The following is a 20,163-nucleotide window of genomic DNA, read 5'->3' on the forward strand; positions in this document are numbered from 1 at the left end:
AACCAAAGCAAAATCGCATTTCCATTGAAAACGCCCTGCTCCGGAGGCTGTTACGGCCTGATGGCGGAATTTGCAGGCGGCATTATGGCATAACAGCCTGGTTTGATGCCTAAATCAGCGTGCGGGTGCCCTCTTCTCGAAGACATCGAGGGAAAAGGGGCCGATATTCTCTTCCATCAGGCGCCATCCCAGCCCGGCATAGAAGCTGCGCTTGTCGACCTCGGCGCAGAGATAGGCCTGGCCGAACCCACGGCGGAAGGCGAGTTCCGCCACCGCCGCCACGACGGCGGCACCGTGCCCGTGGCGACGGAATTCCGGCTCGATCCACACGGCGGCAACCCAGGGCGTGAGCGCCGGGCGCTCCTCGAGATCGCTGACGATCAGCGACGCGGTACCGACGAAATCATTGCCCCGATGTGCCACCAGGCAGGCCGGCAATGTGCCCGTAGCCGTCAGATTCTCGGCAAACAGGCTCGACACGGTTTCGAGAGACTCCCCTTGTTCCTGCCACCAGGCGCGCCAGACCCGGTCGGCGACCACGTCGAGGAAATGGGGCTGGTCACGCAGATCGGAAATCTCGATGGCACTCATAATCAACTCTTCTCAATCAGATCGATGAAACCCGGCTCGTCCAGCACCAGGAAGCGATCATGGTCGAGCGTGCGGAAGCCGTGCCGCCGGTAGAAACGCAGCCCCGCCTCATTGCCGGCATCGAGGTCGAGGCGCATGAAGCGCGCGCCACGCTGGCGGCCGCACCGGGCCGCCTCGGCCAGCAGGCGAATGCCGATATGCTCGTTGCGCCGCAGCGGCGCGACATAGAGGTCGACCACGAAGACACCATTGGCGCCGCGCCAGGTCGAAAAACTGTCCTGGTGCACGAGATAGCCGGCGAGGCCACCCTCCGGTGGCTCCGCAACGACAATACCGATGCTGGGAATGGCCCCGAAAGCCTCGGCACGCAAAATATCACCCGTCGTGCCGACCTTGACCCCGAACAAGGCCGCAAGCTCGCCCACCATCGCCGCGACGGCATCGCAGTCCTCCGGCGTGGCGGGACGGATCCGCATCAGCGCGACCGGATGCCGATGATGGCGCGGGCCTCGTCCGGTGTAGCGATGGCCAGGCCCAGTTCCTCGAGAATGGTGCGGATCTTGGTGACCTGCTGGGCATTGGAGCTGGCGAGCTGACCCTTGCCGATCCACAGATTGTCCTCGAGTCCGACGCGGACATGGCCGCCCATCACTGCCGCCATGGTGCCGAGCGCCATCTGGTTGCGGCCGGCAGCCAGCATCGACCACTCGTAATCATTGCCGAACAGCTTGTCGGCCGTGCGGCGCATGTCGACCACACTGTCGGGATTGGCGCCGATGCCGCCGAGGATGCCAAGCACGGTCTGCACGAACAGCGGCGGCTTCACCAGCTTGCGGTCGAGGAAATGGGCGAGCGTATAGAGGTGGCCGACATCGTAGCATTCGAACTCGAACCGCGTGCCGAGCGGGCCCATGGTGGTGAGAATGTGCTCGATATCGGCCAGCGTGTTCTTGAACATGCCGCCGCGCGTCGCCTCCAGGAAGGGCACTTCCCAATCGTGCTTCCACTCGCGCGGCCGGTCCAGCATCGGATAAAGCCCGAAATTCATGGTGCCGAGATTGAGTGAGCACATTTCGGGCTGAAGGCTCGCTGGCCCCTTCAGGCGTTCCTCGATGCTCATGCGGGCCGAGCCGCCGGTGGTGATGTTGACGATGGCGTCAACAGCCTCGCGGATGCGCGGCACGAATTGCTCGAAAACGGTCACATCGGGCGTCGGCGCGCCCGTCTTTGGATCACGCGCATGCAGATGCAGCACCGCAGCTCCGGCTTGCGCCGCCTCGATGGCAGAGGCGGCGATTTCCTCCGGCGTCACCGGCAGATGCGGCGACATCGATGGCGTATGGATCGAGCCGGTGATCGCGCAGGAAATGATGACCTTGTTCGCCATGACAGCCTCTATGCTCCAATGTCCTTGAGGGCCTGGCGCAGCGATATCGCGAAGCGCCCGGCAATTTCACCCAACTCGCCGTCGGTGGCGTTGTAGGGCGGCGCCAGGATCACTGTGTCGCCCCTGATGCCGTCGACATTGCCGCCCGAAGGGTAGCAGATCAGCCCGTTGGCGAACGCACGTGCGCGGATCTTGAGGAACAGCGCCTTGTCCGCCGGGAAGGGCTCCTTGCTGTCGCGGTCGGCAACGATCTCGATGCCGGTGAAGAAGCCGCGGCCCCTGATATCGCCGATCTGGGCAATGCCGTGGAGGGCATCGGCCAGGGTGCGCTTGAATTCCTCGCCCTTCACGGCGACGCGCTGCACCAGCCCGTCGCGCTCGACGATGCGCTGCACGGCGACGCCGGCGGCGCAGGCGGCGGTATGGCCGGTGAAGGTATGCCCGGTCTGCGGGCCGCCGTCGACGGCATTGATCGGTTCGGCGACCCTGTCGGAATATACAGCCGCACCAAGCGGCAGATAGCCCCCGCCCAGGCCCTTGGCCACCGTCATGATGTCGGGGAGGACACCGTCATGTTCGAGCGCGCGCCAGGTGCCGCAGCGCCCGGCGCCGCACATCACCTCGTCGGCAATCATCAGCACGCCATAGCGGTCGCAGATCTCTCGCACTTTCCTGGCATAGCCCGGCGGCGCTGGCACCACACCGCCGGCAGCGCCCACCACCGGCTCGAACACGAAGGCCGCGACCTTGTCGGGACCGAGTTCCAGGATCTTGTCTTCGAGTTCCTGGGCGCAGGCCGCGCCGACATCCGCCGGCACCACGCCGGCCGGCGGCCGGTAGACATTGGCGGGCGAGAGGCGCGGCACGTCGACGAGCGCGCCCTCGAAGGAAATGCGGCGTTCGCGGAAGCCCGAGAGCGCCAGCGCCCCTAGCGTGTTGCCGTGCCAGGAGCGCTCGCGCGAAATGAAGCGCCGCCGGCTCATTTCGCCCCGCGCCGCGAAGTATTGCAGGGCCAGCTTCAGGGCCGATTCCACCGCCTCCGAACCGCCGGATACGAACACCATATGCCGGAGCGTGCCTCCGCAGAGCCGGCCGACGCGCTCGGTCAGCTCCTCCAGCGGATCGGAGGTGAAATTGTAGCGATAACCATGGGCGATGCGATCGAGCTGGTCCTTGATCGCCTGGTTGACCTCCTCATTGCCGTGGCCGAGGCAATAGACGGCGGGTCCGCCCGAACCGTCGAGATATTGCTTGCCGTCGACATCGGTAAGCACGAGGCCCTTGCCCCAGGCGATCTTGGGCAAGCCTGCCCCCGCCACCGAGGTCGATTCCGCGACGTCGCCCACCATTCCCGTCTCCATGCCCGAAAAGCCGCGCGCCGATATCGCTTCGGCGCCCTGTTTTGTAGGACTTATGGAAGGCGGTGTCTGTGGGCGTCAAGCGCAGCAAAGCCGCAGGGCCTCTTCGGAGCGCGGACTTCCAGTTCGCTCCGGCAGTCCACTCTTGGCCACGACCAGCTTGCGTAAGAAGAGCGGATGTCGCGATGTGCCTGCATGTCGTTGAGAAGTCCGCGCTCCCAGCGCTACTTGATCTTGCCCTTCAATCCACGCATGGTCCGCTCTTTCGCCGGCTATGGTGGCTTTGGGGCACTTTTCATGAATATCGATATTGCCAAGAGGGTGTACGATCGGACCTGGAAGCTCGACCCGATCGTCCGCAGCCTCCTGGACACGGACTTCTACAAGCTCCTGATGCTGCAGCCCATCCATGCCCGGCATGAGAATGTGCGCACCACCTTCACCGTGATCAACCGCACCAAATCGATCAACCTCGCCGCGGTGATCGACGAGAAGGAACTGCGTGACCAACTCGACCACGCCCGCACTTTGCGCTTCGGCAAGCGCGAGCTGATCTGGCTGCGCGGCAACACCTTCTATGGCAAGCAGCAGATCTTCCGGCCCGAATTCCTCGACTGGCTCGCCGATTTCAGCCTGCCGGACTACGATCTGCGCATCGAGAACGGCGATTATGTGCTCGAATTCGACGCGCCCTGGAGCCAGGCCACCATGTGGGAAGTGCCGGCGCTCGCCATCATCAACGAGCTGAAATCCAGGGCCGCCACCCGCTCCATGGGCCGCTTCGAGCTCGACATCCTCTATGCTCGCGCCAAGGCCAAGCTGTGGGACAAGATCGAGCGGCTGAAGAAGCTGGAAGGCTTGCGTATCTCCGATTTCGGCACCAGGCGGCGCCATTCCTTCCTGTGGCAGAGCTGGTGCGTGGAGGCGATGAAGGAGGGGCTGGGCAGCGCCTTCGTCGGCACCTCCAACGTGCTGCTCGCCATGAACAACGACCTGGAATCGATCGGCACCAACGCCCATGAGCTGCCCATGGTCTATGCGGCGCTGTGCGAGGAGGACGGCTGCCTGCGCGAGTCGCCCTACAAGGTGCTGGAGATGTGGCGCGATTTCTATGACGGCAATTTGCTGATCGTGCTGCCCGACACCTTCGGCACCGCCGCCTTCCTGGAGCGCGCGCCCGACTGGGTGGCCGACTGGACGGGCATGCGCCCCGATTCCAAGCCGATCCAGGAGGCCGGCGAGGAGATCATCGCCTGGTACAGGGCGCGGGGCCGCGACCCTGCCAAGAAACTGATCATCTTCTCCGACGGCCTCGACATCGATTCCATCGAGACCGCTCATAAGAGCTTCAACGGCCGCATGCGCCCCTCCTATGGCTGGGGCACCAATCTCACCAACGATTTCCGCGGCTGCGGCTCGCATCCCATCCCGCTGCTCGATCCGATCTCGCTGGTGTGCAAGATCACCTCGGTCAACGGCAAGCCGGCGGTGAAGCTCTCCGACAACCTCGCCAAGGCCACGGGCGGCCAGCCGGCGATCGACCGCTATCTCAAGGTCTTCGGCGAGGAAGGGCGCGGGGTGCAGGCGGTAAGCGTCTAGCGCCGCCTGCTGACGCAGCCTTCATTTCGGCAGTTCTGTCGCCACCGCCCGCCGACCCAGCGGCCGCTTCAGCAGCTGCGCCGCAATCACACCGGCGAGCACCAGGCCGCCGCCGACGACGTGGTAAGAGCGGATGGGCTCACCCAGCATGACGATGGCTGCGAAGGCAGTGAACACCGGCAACAGATTGAGGAAGATGGCACAGCGGCTGGGGCCGAGATGCTCGACCCCGCGGATCCATAATACCGGCAGCACCACCGAGGCAGCACAGCCGGCATAGGCGATCAGCGGCAGCGTCTCCATGTTGAGGGCCCTGAGCGGCGCCGGCGTTGCCAAAAGGGCCGGGAACATCACGGCCAGCGAGCACAGCGCCTGCATATAGGTCGATTGCCAGCCCGAGACCGGCAGGTTCCAGCGCTTGAGCAGCACCGAATAGAGCGCGTAGACCAGACCCGCCAGCAGCATCAGCGCATCGCCGGGATGCACGCCGTCCCGCACGAGGCCGCCGAGTTCGCCGGCGCTGACCAGATAGACGATGCCGACGATCGAGAGGACGCCGCCGCCGACCATGCCGATGGTCGGCCGCTCACCCAACATCACTGCGCTCAGCGCCACGGTCAGCAAGGGCGACAGCGCCGTGAACACCGCCATGTTGGTCGCCGTGGTCGAGCCGGCGGCGAGATAGGACAGGCTCTGGAACAGGCACATGGCCAGGAAGCCGAGCACCGCGAATTGACCGAGATGGCGCCAGAGTATCGCCCGGTTGCGCCAGGCCGGCAGGCCGACGAAGAGGATCATCAGGCCGACCGCCAGCACGAGGCGGTAGAACGTGATGGCCTGGGGCCCGATGGCGTGGGCCGACAGCCTGGAGACGATGACGTTGCCGGCCCACAGGACGATGGCGAAGAAAGGATAGAGCAAGGACAGGGGATTGGCGGAGGAGGGTTTGAAGGACATGGCATACCCGTGACGTGAACGGGCGGACATTGCCGCTTTTCACCGAGTCCGTCTCACGCTAATCTAACACCGACTATTGCGATTGAGACATGAGTGACGACCGTACCACCCGCCACCTCGCCTTCCACGACACCGAACGCGCGGTCGTGGCGATGGAGATCGACTATCCCGATGGGTCCTCGACTGGATGGCACGCCCATCCGCGCGCGCAGTTGCTCCATGCCATCCAGGGCGTGATGATCGTCCGCTCGCAGGCCGGCAGCTGGGTGGTGCCACCCAATCGGGCCGTCTGGCTGGTCGGCGGTATCGAGCATGAAGTGCGCATGTGCGGCGACGTGAAGATCCGCACCGTCTTCATCGATCCCACCGTCTCCGCCACCCTGCCCGCCGACAATTGCGTGATCGCCGTCTCCCCCCTCCTGCGCGAGCTGATCGTCGCCGCCGTTGCCATCCCGCTCGACTATCTTCCGGGCGGCCGCGACGAAAGGCTGATGCAATTGCTGCTCGACGAGCTCAAGCTTCTCGACGTCCTGCCGCTGCATCTACCGATGCCGACGGACGTCCGCCTGCGCAGCATCTGCCGGCACCTGATCGCACACCCCGAAAGCGAGGAGACGGCGCAGGGCTGGGCGCGGCGGCTCGGCATCACGCCCAAGACCGTGCATCGCCTGTTCGCCAGCCAGACCGGGCTCACTTTCGGCCAATGGCGCCAGCAGGCGAGACTGCTCTTCGCCCTGGAGCGCCTGGCTGCCGGCGTCCGCATCATCGATGTCGCCTATGACAGCGGCTATGCCAGCCAGAGCGCTTTCACCGCGATGTTTCGCCGGCATTTCGGCCTGCCGCCCAGCGATTTCTACCGCTGACGCCACCGCCGCAAATGTCCGCCAGGGCTTGCCAAGCCCGTCGCGCTTGCTTCAAACAGGGTCTTCCCGTTTCTCGGATCCTTTTTCATGAAATTTCATAAGCTCGGCCGTACCGGCCAGGACGTTTCCGTGATCTGCCTGGGCACCATGACCTGGGGCGAGCAGAACAGCGAGGCAGATGGCTTCGCCCAGATGGATTATGCCCTCGAACAGGGGGTCAATTTCTTCGATACTGCCGAAATGTATGCGGTTCCGCCGCGGGCCGAGACCGCCGGCTCGACGGAGCGCATCATCGGCAACTGGTTCAAGGCGCGCGGCATGCGCGACAAGGTGATCCTCGCCACCAAGGTTGCCGGCTCGGGCACCTCGATCTGGCTGCGCGACGCCCAGGAGCCGACCCACCTCAATCGCGCCCAGATGACGGAGGCGCTCGACAAGAGCCTCAACCGGCTCCAGACCGACTATATCGATCTCTACCAGCTCCATTGGCCCGAACGCTCGATGCCCTGGGGTTCCAATCCCACCGCCTTCCGTGCCAGCGATCCCGACGAAACAACCACGATCGCCGAACAGCTTGACGTGCTCGACGGCTTCGTGAAGGCAGGCAAGGTTCGCTGGATCGGCCTCTCCAACGAGAGCGCCTGGGGGGCGATGCGCTTCCTCGCGGAAAGCGAGACGCATGGCCTGGCGCGCATGCAGTCAATCCAGAACGCCTATTCGCTGGTCAATCGCACCTTTGAAACCGCCCTGGCCGAGATTGCCATGCGCGAGCAGCTCGGCCTGCTCGCCTATTCCGCCCTGGCCCAGGGCTATCTCACCGGCAAATACCGAGACGGAGCCCTGCCTACCGGTTCGCGCAAGGCCCTTTTCAACCGGCTGCAGCGCTATGAGAAGCCCGGGGCCGACATCGCCGTCGACGCCTATCTCGACCTCGCCCGCGAGCATGGCCTCGATCCGGCGCAGATGGCGCTCGCCTTCGCCAACACCAGGCCCTTCACCACCGCGACCATCATCGGCGCGACCACCATGGTGCAGCTCAGGACGGCCATCGGCTCGATCGACGTCGCCATCCCGGCCGACCTGGAGGCGCGCATCGATGCCATCCACCAGCTGCACATGAACCCAGCGCCGTAAAAGCCGCCGGAGCCCCAAGAGCGTCTTGCGACTTGGCGGTCACGCCAGGAACCGCAAAGACGCTCTTGCCAATCCGTTGGATTGGCATGGAACCAAAGAAGGGGGAGCAAACAAGCGTTTCCGCCTAGATTTGCTTTGCTCCAAAGGGCCTCATCTCGTTTTCCGCAGAAAAAACCACCAAAGGGAGGGGGCCGCGACGCTTTGCGCTTTCCCCCTGCCGGCAAATCTCATTAGGATTGGGTGTCCGACGATAACCATACGGCGTTAGTGCCATGCCGCGTCTGTTTACCGCTCTGGAAGTCCCTCCCATCATCGGCATGAAGTTGTCGACGCTCCGCGGTGGCCTGCCCGGTGCCCGCTGGATCGACGTCGAGAACTATCACATCACCCTGTCCTTCATCGGCGATATCGATGACAGGCTGGCGCGCGATGTCGCCGAAGCCCTCGACGGCATTCGCCGGCCCATTGTCGACATCGCCGTCGACGGGCTGGATGCCTTCGGCGGCAGCAGGCCGAAATCGGTCTATGCCAGGGTATTGCCCACGCCGCCCTTGATGGAGCTGCAGGCCGTGCAGGAGCGCCTGCTTCGCCGCCTCGGCGTGCCGATCGAGAACCGGCAATATACCCCGCACATCACGCTGGCTCGGCTGCGCAGCGAAGCCACGGCGCGTCTCACCGCCGACTGGCTGGCCTTGCGCGGCGGCGGCCGTCTAAGCTTCACGGCCGAGCGCTTCGTGCTCTACTCCTCGCGCGATTCGGTGGGCGGTGGCCCGTATATCGTCGAAGAGGCCTATGAGTTGCAGCGGCGCGAAGAGGTTGCGCTGCGCTGACATCGTCATTGCTGCCCGCCAAGCCTTGACATGGCCGTCATGGCTATAACGCATCAAGGGAGGCCGACATGCCCCAAGCGAAACTGAACGATGACGAACGCCGCTCCGCGCTGGCCGAGCTTGCCAACTGGGCCGCGACACCGGGCCGCGACGCGATTCGCCGTGTCTTCGTTTTCCGCAATTTCAACGAGGCCTTCGGCTTCATGGCGCGGGCCGCCCTCACCGCCGAAAAGCTCAACCATCATCCCGAATGGTCCAATGTCTACAAGACCGTCGACGTCACACTCTCCACGCATGACGCCGACGGGCTGACCGAACTCGACCTCAAGCTCGCCAGGAACATGGACAAGATCGCCGCGACGATGGGGGTGTGATCCTCGCGGCCAAGCCTGGTTCACAACGAGCCAGACGGCGCTCCATGATGATCGTGCGTTCATCGCCGTGATAACTATCGCGCACGACCTTAAATCCCAGCTTGCTGTAGAATCGTTCAGCCGTCACGGTGGCGGGAACCTGCAATGTTGCAAGACCCGCATGCCGCGCCAAATCTTCGATCCTGGCCATAAGGCGTCGCCCCACGCCCTTGCCCTGAGCATCGGGAGCGACGAACACCGTTCGAATCCACTCTCCCTCCAGGCTCGCAGTCCCGATGATCCGCTCGCCGGCAAGAGCGACAAGGACTTTACGTGTCCGTATCAGCTCTTCCACCCGCGAGGGCGTGAAGCTCTCCTCGACCCTGGCAATGATCTGAGGTGCATAGTCGCGGGCATTGGTTTCTCGTAAAGCCGCGAGGATGATCTCACTGATCGCCGGCGCATCATCGGGGCCGGCACGACGGATATCATGATCGACTGGCATGTCCTCACATTATGACGATGCTTGCCCGGTTCCAAGCCAGTGCCCGGTCGCCTCTCAGGCCGCCTGCCATTTCTGCGCGTATTCGCTGCGCAAGGTGACGAACCAGGGCGGCTGCGCCGGCGACCACCAGACCTTCGAAAGAGCATCGTCGGGATAGGCAGCCCGGAGGAAATCCCGCAGCCTGGCATCGAGCCGGTCGATGGCGCCCCGCGCCGCCGGATTGGCGGAAAAAGCCGTGGCGTAGGCGGCCGAGGCTTCGGGCGTGACGATGAAGCGGGCCCATTCATGGGCCTGCTCGGCATTCCGCGCATTCTTGAGCAGGCCATAGCCCTGCAGCCAGCCAAAGGCCCCTTCCCTGGGTGCCACGAAGCCGACATCGTCAGCGGTGAGCACCTGCGCCGTGGTGTCCCAGGTCAGCCCCAGCGTGCAGCCCTTGCTGCGGAAGGCCGCCAGCGCATCGTTTTCGCTGCTCCAGAACTGGCCGATCACGGCCTTGCGCCTGGTCGCCTCGGCCAGTGCGAGGTCCCAGAGCTGGCGCATGGCGGCCTCGTCCTTGTAGCCGTCAAGCCAAGGCCTCGGCAGCTTTCCCTCGGCCTCCAGCACCCGGCCCATCGCAGCCAGCCCGCTCGACGGCCTGATCGCGACCTTGCCGCGATATTTTTCATCGAAAAGCGCGGTGAGGGATGCAGTGCCATAGGTCTGCGGTGCGGCTGGGCGCGCATAGGCCAGGGCCTCCGCGCCCCAGACCACCGGCAGGAAGTAGCGCCGGCCCTTATGCATGGCAGAACCGGTCAGGAACGCCTTGTCATAGAGATCGAGGCTGACATTGCCATCGTTCCAGGGCTGCAGCAGGTCCGCCTGCAGCCATTCCGGCAGGCGGTCGATGGAGGGTTCGACGATGTCGGCGCCCACACCCTGGGCGGCGATGCGCGCCTGCGCCAGCATCGCCTCCTGGTCGGGCTGCTCGCTGAAATTGACGGTAATGCCGGTCTTTTCGGTGAATGTGCGGAACAGGGCGCCGAAATCATAACCCGACCAGCCGAGATAGTTCAGCTCCCCGGAGGAGGAGAGCGCCTGGCTGACGATGGCGGGTGAAGCCAGCGCGCCCAGGCCAAGCGCTGCCACCCCGCGCAGGAAGGCGCGTCGTTCGGGCTTTATAAGTTCCCTTCTCCCGTTGGGGGAGAGGGAAAAATGCTCCGGTCGTGGCACTTTCCTCAAACCGGTCTTTCCCCCTATTCGGCCCGGGCCAGCGCCTGCGCAAGGAAGGTGCCGCCGAGTTGCAGGCCCTGATTGTCGATGCCATGGCCGAGCCCACGGCTCATATGGGCTTCGACCGGCACCGAAAGGGCTTTGAGCCCTTCCTGCGAGAACTGCAGCGCGAAGGGCGGAATGACCTGGTCCTGGTCGCCATGCATCAGCAGAACCGGTGGCCTCGCGGTGATCTCCGGCGCCATCACCGTGGGCAACTGCCCTTCCGGACAAACCAGAACGCCGGAATAGCCGACGATGGCCCCCATCGCCTTGGGGCGACGAAGCCCGACATGCAGCGCCATCATGGTGCCCTGGCTGAAACCGACCAAAGCGAGTGCGGTCTCGTCCAGCCCTTCACGCTCGAGTTCCTCGTCCAGGAAGGCATCGAGCACGGGCCGAGCCTTCTCGACGCCATGCCAGCGCTCATTGGGAATCTGAAAGGTCAGCGGGAACCATTGACGGCCGAAGGGACCTCCCGCACAGGGCTCGGGCGCATGGGGCGATACGAAGGCAGTGTCGGGCAGGAGTTCCTGCCAGGCTCGGCCGATGTCGATCAGATCGTTGCCGTCGGCGCCATAGCCATGCAGGAAGACGACGAGCTGGCGGGCTTTGCCCGATCGGGCGGGCAGGCGGGGTCCGTCGAGCGTCGTCATCCGCGTCTCCTCATTTTGTCTCGCATGCACAGAGCACCGATTCGCGTGACGAAAATGCGTCCCGCGATCAGTCGATCGGTACACCCGACCGATTCTTCATCTTGGCGTAATAGGCAAAGAGCAGGCGGGCAGCAACACCGCGCCAGGGGCGCCAGGCTTCGGCGATCTCTGAAAGGGCGACGGCATTCGGGCGCTCTTCGAGTTCGAGCAGCATGCGCGCGGCTTCCTGCAAGGCGAGGTCGCCCGAGGCAAAGGCATCGCCATGGCCGAGACAGAACATCAGATAGATATCGGCGGTCCAGGGACCGATGCCCTTGACCTTGGTCAACTCCGCGCGGGCAGCATCGGCGCTCAATACGGCCAGGGCATGGAGATCGAGCCCGTCCAGCACCGCCTGGCCGAGCGCCCTGAGGGTACGGATCTTCGGCATCGACAGGCCGCCGGTGCGGAAATCCGCCTCGGGGGCGCTGACCAGCCTCTCAGCCGTGAAGGGATCGAACACTGCCTTGGTGCGTGCCCAGATCGCCCGGGCGCTGGCGACGGAGACCTGTTGGGACACGATGATCCAGGCGAGCGCCTCCAGCCCGCCTTCGTTGCGGCGCAAGGGCGGCTCGCCGCACAGATCGTGAATCGCTGCCAGCCTGGGATCGAGCGCGCGCAGGGCCTCGACGCCGGCAAGGATTTCGGCACGCGAATGGATGATCACGGTCATGCCTCTGTGTTACATCCTGCCCGTGGCAAATCAATCGAACAACCGCCCCGTCCTGCGCTTCGCGCCCAGCCCGACCGGTCATCTCCATCTTGGCCATGCGCTCTCGGCCTTCGAGAACGAGCGCTGGGCTGCGGCGACCGGCGGGCGCCTGCTGCTGCGCATCGAGGACATCGACACCACGCGCTGCCGCCCGGAATTCGTCGCCGCACTGCTGGAGGATCTTGCCTGGCTGGACCTGTCCTTTGAACCATGGCCGAGGCGCCAATCCGAGCACTTTGACCTGTATCGCGAGGCCCTCGACCGTCTTGCCGGAATGGGATTGCTCTACCGCTCCTATGCATCGCGTACGGAGATTGCTGCCGCCATCGACCGGGCGGATCATCCGCGTGATCCCGGGATCACCCGTGATCCCGATGGTACCCCGCTTTACCCCCGCGCCGCACTCGCCGCGGCGGACGACCCCGCCAAACGGGGTCCGACCGAGCCCTTTGCCTTCAGGCTCGACATGACGGCGGCCTTGGCCAAGGCCGCCGTCCTGGTACCCCCCCTGTTCTGGCGGGAGCAGGCGTCACCCCAAGAGGCGGGCTTCGAAGCAATTCCAGCCGCACCGGAACGCTGGGGCGACGTGGTGCTGGCGCGCAAGGAATTCCCAGCCAGCTATCATCTGGCCGTGGTGGTCGACGATGCACTGCAGGGCATCACGCATGTCGTGCGCGGCCGGGATCTCTACCATGCCACCGGTCTGCATCGCCTGCTGCAAACCCTGCTCGGCCTGCCGGAACCGATCTACCATCATCACGGCCTGATCCTCGGCCCCGATGGTGAGAAACTGTCGAAATCCGCCCGTTCCACCAGCCTGCGCGTCCTGCGAGCGGATGGCGTCACGCCGGCGCAGATACGGGGAATGGCGGGGATCGTGTGAGGACAGCACGCATTGGCCCTGGCTCTTCCAATCGCAGGCTTCCCTACCCAAATGCGCTTATTTTGTAGGCATGAGCACGAGAAAGGAGGGTCGATCTCCACAGCTCCATCAATTAATGGAGCGAGATCGACCATCTTGGAAACGTAACGCTTGCGAGGAAAGAAGATGCCGATCTGGAGATCGGCACACCGAGTTTCGAGCGCCTTATCCCGCAAAGCCATAGCAAGTTTCAAAAATACCCGCTCTTTGAAAACGGACATCACGCCTGTTTCGATACGTCCTCGACAGCCAGCCATCCTCCCTCGATACGCACCACCTTGATGCGCGCGCCAGCGCCTGCGTCAGCCCCCTTGACCTGCCACACCGTGTCGCCGACCCTTATTCGCCCCACGCCGTTCACGATCGGCTCGGCCAGGGTGAAACTCTGGCCGATGAGCGCATCGGCCCGGCGATTGAGAAAGGGCTGCTCCTTGTCGGACGCGTCGACCTTGTGGGCGAAATGCCGGCCGATCCAGGCGAAGACCACACCGAGAGCCGCGAACAGCAGGAGCGCCAGCGGCCAGCTCAACGGCCAGAAGAAGCTGATGGCCCCGGTCGCCGCGGCAGCAAGGCCGAGCCAGATCAGGAAAGCACCGGGCAGCAGCACTTCCAGGCCGATCAGCACGGCGGCCAACACGAACCATCCCCAGACATTGATGGACACAAATTCGTTCATGGGCGACTCCTAGAGCAAAGTGCGATTTCTCCGAATCGCACTTTGCTCTCGCTCTTTGTTTCGACGCGTCTTTGCGATTCTTGGTGACTCCGTCAAACCGCAAAACGCTATGGTCTCAATCCTGGCCGGTACGCGGCACGCCGGAACCAGGGCGCCTGCCTTGCACCGCGGCCTCCCCGAAGGTTGCCTTGGCGATCTCGCCAATGCCCGCGAGCGAACCGATCAGGGCGGTCGCCTCCATCGGCAGAACGAGCACCTTCTGGTTCGGCGCCGTCGCCATCGCCTGCATCGCCTTCACATATTTGTCGGCGATGAAATAGTTGAGCGCAGCGACATTGCCTTGCGCCAGCGCCTCGGACACCACCATGGTGGCGGCGGCCTCGGCCTGGGCCGAACGCTCACGCGCCTCGGCGTCGCGGAAGGCGGCTTCCTTGCGGCCCTCGGCCTCCAGGACCTGGGCCTGCTTCTGGCCCTCGGCTTTGAGGATCTCCGACTGGCGCTGGCCCTCGGCCTCGAGAATGACAGCACGCTTCTCGCGCTCGGCCTTCATCTGGCGCCCCATCGAGGCGATCAGATCGGCCGGCGGTACGATGTCCTTGATCTCGACGCGGGTGATCTTGATGCCCCAGCTCGTCGCGGCGGCGTCAACCACGATGAGCAAGCGGTTGTTGATCTCGTCGCGATGGGAGAGAAGCTGGTCCAGATCCATCGACCCCATGACCGTGCGGATATTGGTCATCAGCAGGTTGAGGATGGCGCTGTTGAGATTGGCGACCTCGTAGGCGGCCTTGGCGGCATCGATCACCTGGAAGAAGGCGACACCATCGACGGCAACGGTGGCGTTGTCCTTGGTGATGATCTCCTGCGTCGGCACATCCAGCACCTGCTCCATCATGTTCATGCGTGCACCGATACGATGAAAGATCGGCGGCACGATGTTGAGGCCAGGCTGAATGGTATACGCGTAGCGACGAAAACGCTCGACCGTGTAATTATAGCCTTGCGGCACGGTCTTCACCATCTTCATCAGGAAGAACAGCAGCGCAATGGCCAGGACAATGACGGCTGTCGTCGCGGTGAGTGGAATATTGGGCATTGCGGGCTCCAGATCGAGCGAGATTTCATCCTGTCTAGCTGTGGCCGCGAGCGCTGGAAAGCGCTCTCGCAAGCTCCTGCAACCGGAAGATGCGAAAACGCACGAGTGATGCCGCCAGCAACGCCATTGCACTTGCAATACCGCGTGATATTAGGATGTATCGAACGAAACGTTCGGCAAACCGAACGGTTTGGGCGACGTACGATTTGGGCGGCGGGGAAATACAGGCGCATGTCGGAAGGTGAGCAGCTACGGGCGAGCTTCCCGGAACTGGCCCGCAAGCAGGCGGACCAGCCCGATGACAGCCTGGTCGTCGATTTCGGCCTGGAACGGCCGCTCCGTCTCGACAGCGGCGTCGACTTCGCACCGCTGCGCATCGCCTACACCACGGCAGGCAAGCTGAATGCGGCAAAGTCCAACGCCGTGCTGGTCTGCCATGCGCTCACCGGCGACCAGCATGTCGCCAGCGTCCATCCCGTCACCGGGCGTGCGGGCTGGTGGGATACCTTGGTCGGCCCGGGCAAGCCGATCGACACCGAGCGCTTCTTCGTGATCTGCCCCAATGTGATCGGCAGTTGCATGGGCTCCTCCGGCCCAGCCTCGACCAATCCGGCGACAGGCCGGCCCTATGGCCTCGACTTTCCGGTGGTGACCATCGCCGACATGGTGCGGGCGCAGGCCATGCTGCTCGACCATCTCGGCATCGAGAGCCTGTTCGCGGTGCTCGGCGGCTCGATGGGCGGCATGCTCGTGCTGCAATGGGCCGCTTCCTATCCCGAACGGGTGTTCTCGGCGCTGTGTATCGCCAGCGCCGCCCGCCATACCGCCCAGAACATTGCCTTCAACGAGGTCGGCCGCCAGGCGATCATGGCAGATCCCGACTGGCGCGGCGGCCACTATATCGAGGCCGGCATCCGGCCCGCCAAGGGTCTGGGCGTTGCCCGCATGGCTGCCCACATCACCTATCTCTCCGAGGACGCCCTGCAACGCAAATTCGGCCGCAACCTGCAGGACCGCGCGGCGCGCACCTTCACCTTCGATGCCGACTTCCAGATCGAAAGCTATCTGCGCTACCAGGGCCTGAGCTTCGTCGAGCGCTTCGACGCCAACTCCTATCTCTATGTCACCCGCGCGATGGATTATTTCGACCTCGCTGCCGAGTATGGCGGTTCCCTCGCCGCCGCCTTCAGGGGCACGCATACCCGCTTTTGCGTAGCGTCCTTCACCTCCGACTGGCTCTTTCCCACCAGCGCTTCGCGCCAGATCATGCATGCGCTCAACGCGGCCGGCGCCCGCGTCTCCTTCGTCGAGATCGAGACCGACAAAGGCCACGACGCCTTCCTGCTCGACATCCCCGAGCTGTTCGACATGGTGCGCGGCTTCGTCGGCGCCGCGGCCCGCGAGCGAGGCGTGGCATGAACAGGTTCCGCCCGCGCGACACCAGGACGATGACGGCCCAGCGTAGCCCGGCATCAACGCCGGGCACCCGCCTCGATTTCCTGCAGATCCGCGACATGGTGATCCCCGGCGCCCGCGTGCTCGACGTCGGTTGCGGCGACGGCGAATTGCTGTCCCTGCTGGAGGCGACACGCAATGTCGATGGCCGCGGCATCGAGATCAGCCAGCTCGGCGTCAACGCCGCCGTCGGCCGCGGCCTCGCGGTGATCCAGGGCGACGCCGATTCCGACCTGAGCGACTATCCCGACGACAGCTTCGATTATGTGATCCTGTCGCAGACCCTGCAGGCCACCCGCAAGCCGCGCCAAGTGGTGGAGGACATGCTGCGCATCGGCCGGCGTGCCATCGTCTCCTTCCCAAATTTCGGCCATTGGCGCATCCGTCGCCAGATCATGTTCCGCGGCCGCATGCCGGTGACCGACAACCTGCCCTATGCCTGGTACGATACCCCCAACATCCATTTCTGCTCGATCCGCGACTTCGTCGAGATGGCGCGCAGCCTCGATGCGGTGATCGAACGCGCCGAAGCGCTGACGCTGTCGGGCCAGCCGGTCCAGGTCCAGGCGCCGTGGTGGTTCTGGAACCTGTTCGGCGAGCAGGCGGTGTTCCTGCTCAGAAGGCGGTAGGCTTCCGTCCACCGACAAGCGTCCTGTCATCCCCGGCCAAGTTCCTCGCGAGCACAGTTAGAGAGGACGAGGGTATCGTCACAAGCTTTGCTTGTGACTGGGAGCCAGGGGCCAATGAGACGCAGGCTTCTCGCCTCTGGATCCCCTTTCCTCGCTTCGCTCGCCGGGGATGACAGCCCTTTCAATGACGCCGGGAGTCACGCCCCATCGGCGAGACGGCCCGCAGGGCTGGGCAGCAGCACCGGCGTGAATTTCGGCGACACCGCCCGCTTGGCACGCACCGTGATCGGCCGGAACACCTGCTTGGAGGCCTCCACGATGTGCACGCCGGCAAAGGGGGAGGCGAAGCGGGCGGCAAAGCGCTCATAGGCGGGAGCGGAGCGCAGCGCCCAGCCATGGAACATCGGCGGCAGATAGAGCGCTTCCGTCCAGTTCACCGGCGAGAACAGCGCATCGCGCAGCAGGCGGGTCAATTGCGGGCGGGAAAAGGGCCGGCCATTACCAAAGGGCGTGGCATCGGAGCGCGCCCAGACCCCTCGCCGGTTCGGCGCCACCAGCATCACCGTGCCGCCGGGCGCCAGCACGCGCCAGATCTCACGCAGCGTGTCGAGGGCAGAATCGGCCTCCTCGAGCAGATGTATGGCCAGCACCCGGTCGAGGCAGCCATCCGCCAGGGGCAGTTCGGTCTCCTCGACCAGCGCGGCGGCGAGCGGGCCGTTCTCCGGCCATTCCAGCACGCCCTGCGTCGATGGATTGAACGAGACCACGCGTTCGGCCTCGTCGCGGAACATAGTGAGATAGGGCGCGGCAAAACCGATGCCGGCGACACGCTGGCTGCTGAGATCGCTCCAGCGCGCCCGGATCTTGGTGGCAATCAGGCGGCCGGCCACGATGCCCAGATTGGTGCTGTAGAAGTCGCGGAGATCGACGACATCGAGCGACATTGGAACCAACACCTAGTTACGACAGCGACAATTCGATCTTGCAGGCCGGGACGACGCCATTGCGCGCCAAGCTAATCCGCAAAAACTGGCGAGAACAAGAGAATTGGCCAATCCGAAGAGAGCAGCCCAAACGAAGCAATTCCGTGTCCATCGATCCCCGGCACCGATCAGGGCTGCAATGCGCGCTGAAATCGCTCAACCGGCAAGCGCAACCGCGATAGAATGCATGAGCCCTCTCCCATGCCGGGAAAGGGCTCACGGATCAATCGATCAAGAAAACGGCCGAAGCTCAGTTGGTCGCCGTGGCGCCCTGGTCGCCGCCCAGGCCGAGCCAGCGCTTGTAGAAAGGCTGCTCCGTCGGCGGATTGGTGATCGCCGGCGGCAGCTCGGCCATCTGGGCGGCCGGAAGCGCGGCTCCAGCCATCATCGGCTTGCCGGGCGTCAGCGTCTTTGCCTTGCCATGCTTCGGCTTGGTATCGGGCACAGTGCCGGTCTGGATCGGGTCGACATTGATCGCCGCCGGCGAGGCCGGTTGTTCGGCCGGCGCATAGCCGAGCCAGCGCGCATAGAAGGGCTGTCCCTCCGGCGCGGCGGCCGCCACCAATTGGCTTGGCGGAGCGTTGGCAGCGGGAGCAGCCATAGCCACGGCAACCGGCTTCTGCGGCATGGGAGCCGGAAGCTTGTTGCCCATCAGGCGGGCATAGACGGCCTCCTGACGCTTGGCGACGGCCTTCGGATCCGCCACGCCCTTGATCGGCTTGCGGGCCACTGCCGCTTCCGAATAGAGCAGGCTTTCGGCTGCGGCATAGGTCACGCGATGGGCGGCATTCGCGTCTGCTTCCGTGGCCGGCGCGCCCGCATCGTTGAGGGCGACTTCGGTCACGTCGACACGCGAATAGGTGAAGGGACGATCCTTGCCGGGGACAGCCGACTGGTCGACGGCGCGCGCGGCGAACACCGGATTGGAGCCGCCATCCTGGTAGATATAGTTGACGGCCTTGGTGCCGGAGGCAACCAGCGAGGTGATCTTGGCATCGTCGCCGCGCCGCTTCTCGTAAACGGCGGCAGCCACATTCTGGCTGGCGGGCGCGATGGCACAGTCAGTCCCGCCATTGCCGTTGAAGACATAGCGGCCCTTGCAGACATCGACCTTGACCGTCTGCTTGGTGACCTCGAAATTGTCGGTCCCTTCCTTCAGGTTCTGCCAGAAGCCGATATTCGGGTTGCGGCGATTCCTGGCCATGTTCTCGGGCGTCATGCGGAAGGGCAGCGACTGCACCTGGAACGAAGCCTGCCCGCCCTGCAACGCCTCACGCGCCACGGCATAGATCTCGGCCACCTGCTTGTCGGTCATGGCAAAGCAGCCGCGCGAGGAGCAGGAGCCATGCACCATGATGTTGCCGCCGGCCCGGCCGAGCTGGCGATCGAAGTTGTTGGGGTAGCCGATGTCGAAGGACAGATAATATTGCGAATTCGGATTGAGACTGCTCATGCCCACCGCATAGAAGCCTTCGGGCACCTGGCGGTCGCCCTCGCTCTTCTTCGGACCGAGCTGTCCCGACCAGCGGCAGACCGGATAGCTCTTGAGCAGAGCATAACGCCCGCTCGAGGTCTGCTTCCAGAGCTCGAGTTCGGACTCCTTCTTGTAGATGCGCACCAGGATGGGCGCGGAACGCGCCATGCCCTTGGCCTGCATTTCGGCAATCAAGGCCTGCGGCACCGGGCTAGTCGAACGAACACTTGCGCCATTCTGATTGGAACAGGCCGCCGCCAGCAAAAGGACCGGCACGGCCATTGCAATCTTGCGCATCAACTTGAAGTGAGCGGTCATGAACCAGTGAACCCGTGCAAAGTCAGTAATACGGACTAAGGGACATTTACAATCAACGACCGCTCGCCGCAAGCCATGGGCCGGTCGTGGTTACGCAACAGCGTGAACGGAACCTTAACGGCACAATGCCTGATTCCACGCCCCGCCGATAGGGGCCTTCCACCGGAAACTCGGCCGGGACCCTATAGACTTCCTCACGACCAGACAAGCATCGGCAACAACAAAACTTCATTTCGAACAGGATGCGAGGATACGACATGGAGTCTTTGCCGCCCCGGGTCTGACGGATGCCCCCTCTATACTGCTTGTGATACGGCCTGATCCTGGTCCCGCCCGCTGTCATGGACCTGTCGCACGCGCTGGCTATCCCTAGCGCGA

21 protein-coding genes are annotated in these 20,163 nt (G+C 64.2%); 8 read left to right on the top strand and 13 right to left on the bottom strand.

The features are described 5' to 3' along the window. Positions 1-114: 114 nt before the first annotated feature. The 4 genes from AB4037_RS22020 to AB4037_RS22035 are packed head-to-tail and all read right to left on the bottom strand — an operon-like array spanning position 115 to position 3,327. Positions 115-591, bottom strand: coding sequence for a GNAT family N-acetyltransferase (locus AB4037_RS22020; protein ID WP_441772949.1), 477 nt, complete (start codon positions 589-591; stop codon positions 115-117). Positions 592-593: 2 nt separating this feature from the next. Further along, positions 594-1,067 carry a GNAT family N-acetyltransferase gene (locus AB4037_RS22025; protein WP_441772950.1) on the bottom strand — a complete coding sequence of 158 codons (474 nt, stop codon included), beginning with the start codon at positions 1,065-1,067 and terminating at the stop codon, positions 594-596. Further along, positions 1,067-1,978 (bottom strand): 3-keto-5-aminohexanoate cleavage protein, encoded by a 912-nt coding sequence (locus AB4037_RS22030; RefSeq protein ID WP_441772951.1) that lies wholly within the window; start codon positions 1,976-1,978, stop codon positions 1,067-1,069. The genes AB4037_RS22025 and AB4037_RS22030 overlap by 1 nt, the downstream gene beginning before the upstream one ends. Positions 1,979-1,986: 8 nt before the next feature. Continuing rightward, on the bottom strand, positions 1,987-3,327 hold the full coding sequence (locus tag AB4037_RS22035; protein ID WP_441772952.1) for an aspartate aminotransferase family protein: 1,341 nt from the start codon (positions 3,325-3,327) through the stop codon (positions 1,987-1,989). Between the two features lie 306 nt (positions 3,328-3,633). Here AB4037_RS22035 and AB4037_RS22040 point away from each other — a divergent pair, with 306 nt between their 5' ends. After that, positions 3,634-4,935 (top strand): nicotinate phosphoribosyltransferase, encoded by a 1,302-nt coding sequence (locus tag AB4037_RS22040; protein WP_434959243.1) that lies wholly within the window; start codon positions 3,634-3,636, stop codon positions 4,933-4,935. A gap of 21 nt (positions 4,936-4,956) precedes the next feature. On the opposite strand, the gene AB4037_RS22045 is transcribed toward AB4037_RS22040, so the two are convergent. Further along, positions 4,957-5,892, bottom strand: coding sequence for a DMT family transporter (locus AB4037_RS22045; RefSeq protein ID WP_441772953.1), 936 nt, complete (start codon positions 5,890-5,892; stop codon positions 4,957-4,959). 89 nt (positions 5,893-5,981) lie between these two features. Here AB4037_RS22045 and AB4037_RS22050 point away from each other — a divergent pair, with 89 nt between their 5' ends. From AB4037_RS22050 to AB4037_RS22065, 4 genes are all read left to right on the top strand, one after another. After that, positions 5,982-6,755, top strand: a complete 774-nt coding sequence (locus tag AB4037_RS22050; protein WP_441772954.1) for an AraC family transcriptional regulator — start codon at positions 5,982-5,984, stop codon at positions 6,753-6,755. Between the two features lie 87 nt (positions 6,756-6,842). Further along, positions 6,843-7,889 carry an aldo/keto reductase gene (locus tag AB4037_RS22055; protein ID WP_434959240.1) on the top strand — a complete coding sequence of 349 codons (1,047 nt, stop codon included), beginning with the start codon at positions 6,843-6,845 and terminating at the stop codon, positions 7,887-7,889. Between the two features lie 272 nt (positions 7,890-8,161). After that, a complete protein-coding gene (thpR, locus tag AB4037_RS22060; RefSeq protein ID WP_434959239.1) occupies positions 8,162-8,719 on the top strand; it encodes an RNA 2',3'-cyclic phosphodiesterase in 558 nt (185 codons plus the stop codon). A gap of 68 nt (positions 8,720-8,787) precedes the next feature. Beyond that, entirely contained in the window at positions 8,788-9,093 is a 306-nt protein-coding gene (locus tag AB4037_RS22065) for a 4a-hydroxytetrahydrobiopterin dehydratase (protein WP_434959238.1), read from the top strand. Here the strand turns inward: AB4037_RS22065 and AB4037_RS22070 are convergent. From AB4037_RS22070 to AB4037_RS22085, 4 genes are all read right to left on the bottom strand, one after another. Continuing rightward, complete coding sequence (locus AB4037_RS22070) at positions 9,044-9,577, bottom strand: GNAT family N-acetyltransferase (protein ID WP_441772955.1); 534 nt, start codon at positions 9,575-9,577, stop codon at positions 9,044-9,046. The genes AB4037_RS22065 and AB4037_RS22070 overlap by 50 nt on opposite strands. A 54-nt stretch (positions 9,578-9,631) precedes the next feature. After that, positions 9,632-10,702, bottom strand: a complete 1,071-nt coding sequence (locus AB4037_RS22075) for an extracellular solute-binding protein (protein WP_441772956.1) — start codon at positions 10,700-10,702, stop codon at positions 9,632-9,634. A gap of 107 nt (positions 10,703-10,809) precedes the next feature. Further along, positions 10,810-11,481, bottom strand: a complete 672-nt coding sequence (locus AB4037_RS22080; protein WP_441772957.1) for an alpha/beta hydrolase — start codon at positions 11,479-11,481, stop codon at positions 10,810-10,812. A 67-nt stretch (positions 11,482-11,548) separates the two neighbouring features. Next, entirely contained in the window at positions 11,549-12,193 is a 645-nt protein-coding gene (locus AB4037_RS22085) for a DNA-3-methyladenine glycosylase family protein (RefSeq protein WP_434959234.1), read from the bottom strand. Here AB4037_RS22085 and gluQRS point away from each other — a divergent pair. Continuing rightward, positions 12,192-13,115 (top strand): tRNA glutamyl-Q(34) synthetase GluQRS, encoded by a 924-nt coding sequence (gluQRS, locus tag AB4037_RS22090; protein ID WP_441772958.1) that lies wholly within the window; start codon positions 12,192-12,194, stop codon positions 13,113-13,115. The genes AB4037_RS22085 and gluQRS overlap by 2 nt on opposite strands. Positions 13,116-13,374: 259 nt before the next feature. Here gluQRS and AB4037_RS22095 read toward each other — a convergent pair whose 3' ends face one another. Both AB4037_RS22095 and AB4037_RS22100 read right to left on the bottom strand, forming a co-directional pair. Next, positions 13,375-13,830 (bottom strand): NfeD family protein, encoded by a 456-nt coding sequence (locus tag AB4037_RS22095; protein ID WP_441772959.1) that lies wholly within the window; start codon positions 13,828-13,830, stop codon positions 13,375-13,377. 115 nt (positions 13,831-13,945) lie between these two features. Further along, complete coding sequence (locus tag AB4037_RS22100) at positions 13,946-14,857, bottom strand: SPFH domain-containing protein (RefSeq protein WP_434959753.1); 912 nt, start codon at positions 14,855-14,857, stop codon at positions 13,946-13,948. A 300-nt stretch (positions 14,858-15,157) separates the two neighbouring features. Between AB4037_RS22100 and metX the strand changes: the two genes are divergently transcribed. Further along, positions 15,158-16,345: a homoserine O-acetyltransferase MetX gene (gene metX / locus AB4037_RS22105; RefSeq protein WP_441772960.1), complete on the top strand. Its 1,188-nt coding sequence runs from the start codon at positions 15,158-15,160 to the stop codon at positions 16,343-16,345. Further along, a complete protein-coding gene (metW, locus tag AB4037_RS22110) occupies positions 16,342-17,010 on the top strand; it encodes a methionine biosynthesis protein MetW (RefSeq protein ID WP_441772961.1) in 669 nt (222 codons plus the stop codon). Before metX ends, metW begins: the two co-directional genes overlap by 4 nt. Before the next feature lie 197 nt (positions 17,011-17,207). Here metW and AB4037_RS22115 read toward each other — a convergent pair whose 3' ends face one another. Next, positions 17,208-17,954, bottom strand: a complete 747-nt coding sequence (locus tag AB4037_RS22115) for a methyltransferase domain-containing protein (protein WP_434959229.1) — start codon at positions 17,952-17,954, stop codon at positions 17,208-17,210. A 289-nt stretch (positions 17,955-18,243) separates the two neighbouring features. Beyond that, the gene (locus tag AB4037_RS22120; protein ID WP_434959228.1) at positions 18,244-19,785 is read right to left on the bottom strand and encodes a L,D-transpeptidase family protein; all 1,542 of its coding nucleotides are present in this window, start codon (positions 19,783-19,785) and stop codon (positions 18,244-18,246) included. Positions 19,786-20,163 lie beyond the last annotated feature (378 nt).

This window comes from Labrys sp. KB_33_2 (genome assembly GCF_052114505.1).
In the GTDB taxonomy this organism is placed as follows: domain Bacteria; phylum Pseudomonadota; class Alphaproteobacteria; order Rhizobiales; family Labraceae; genus Labrys.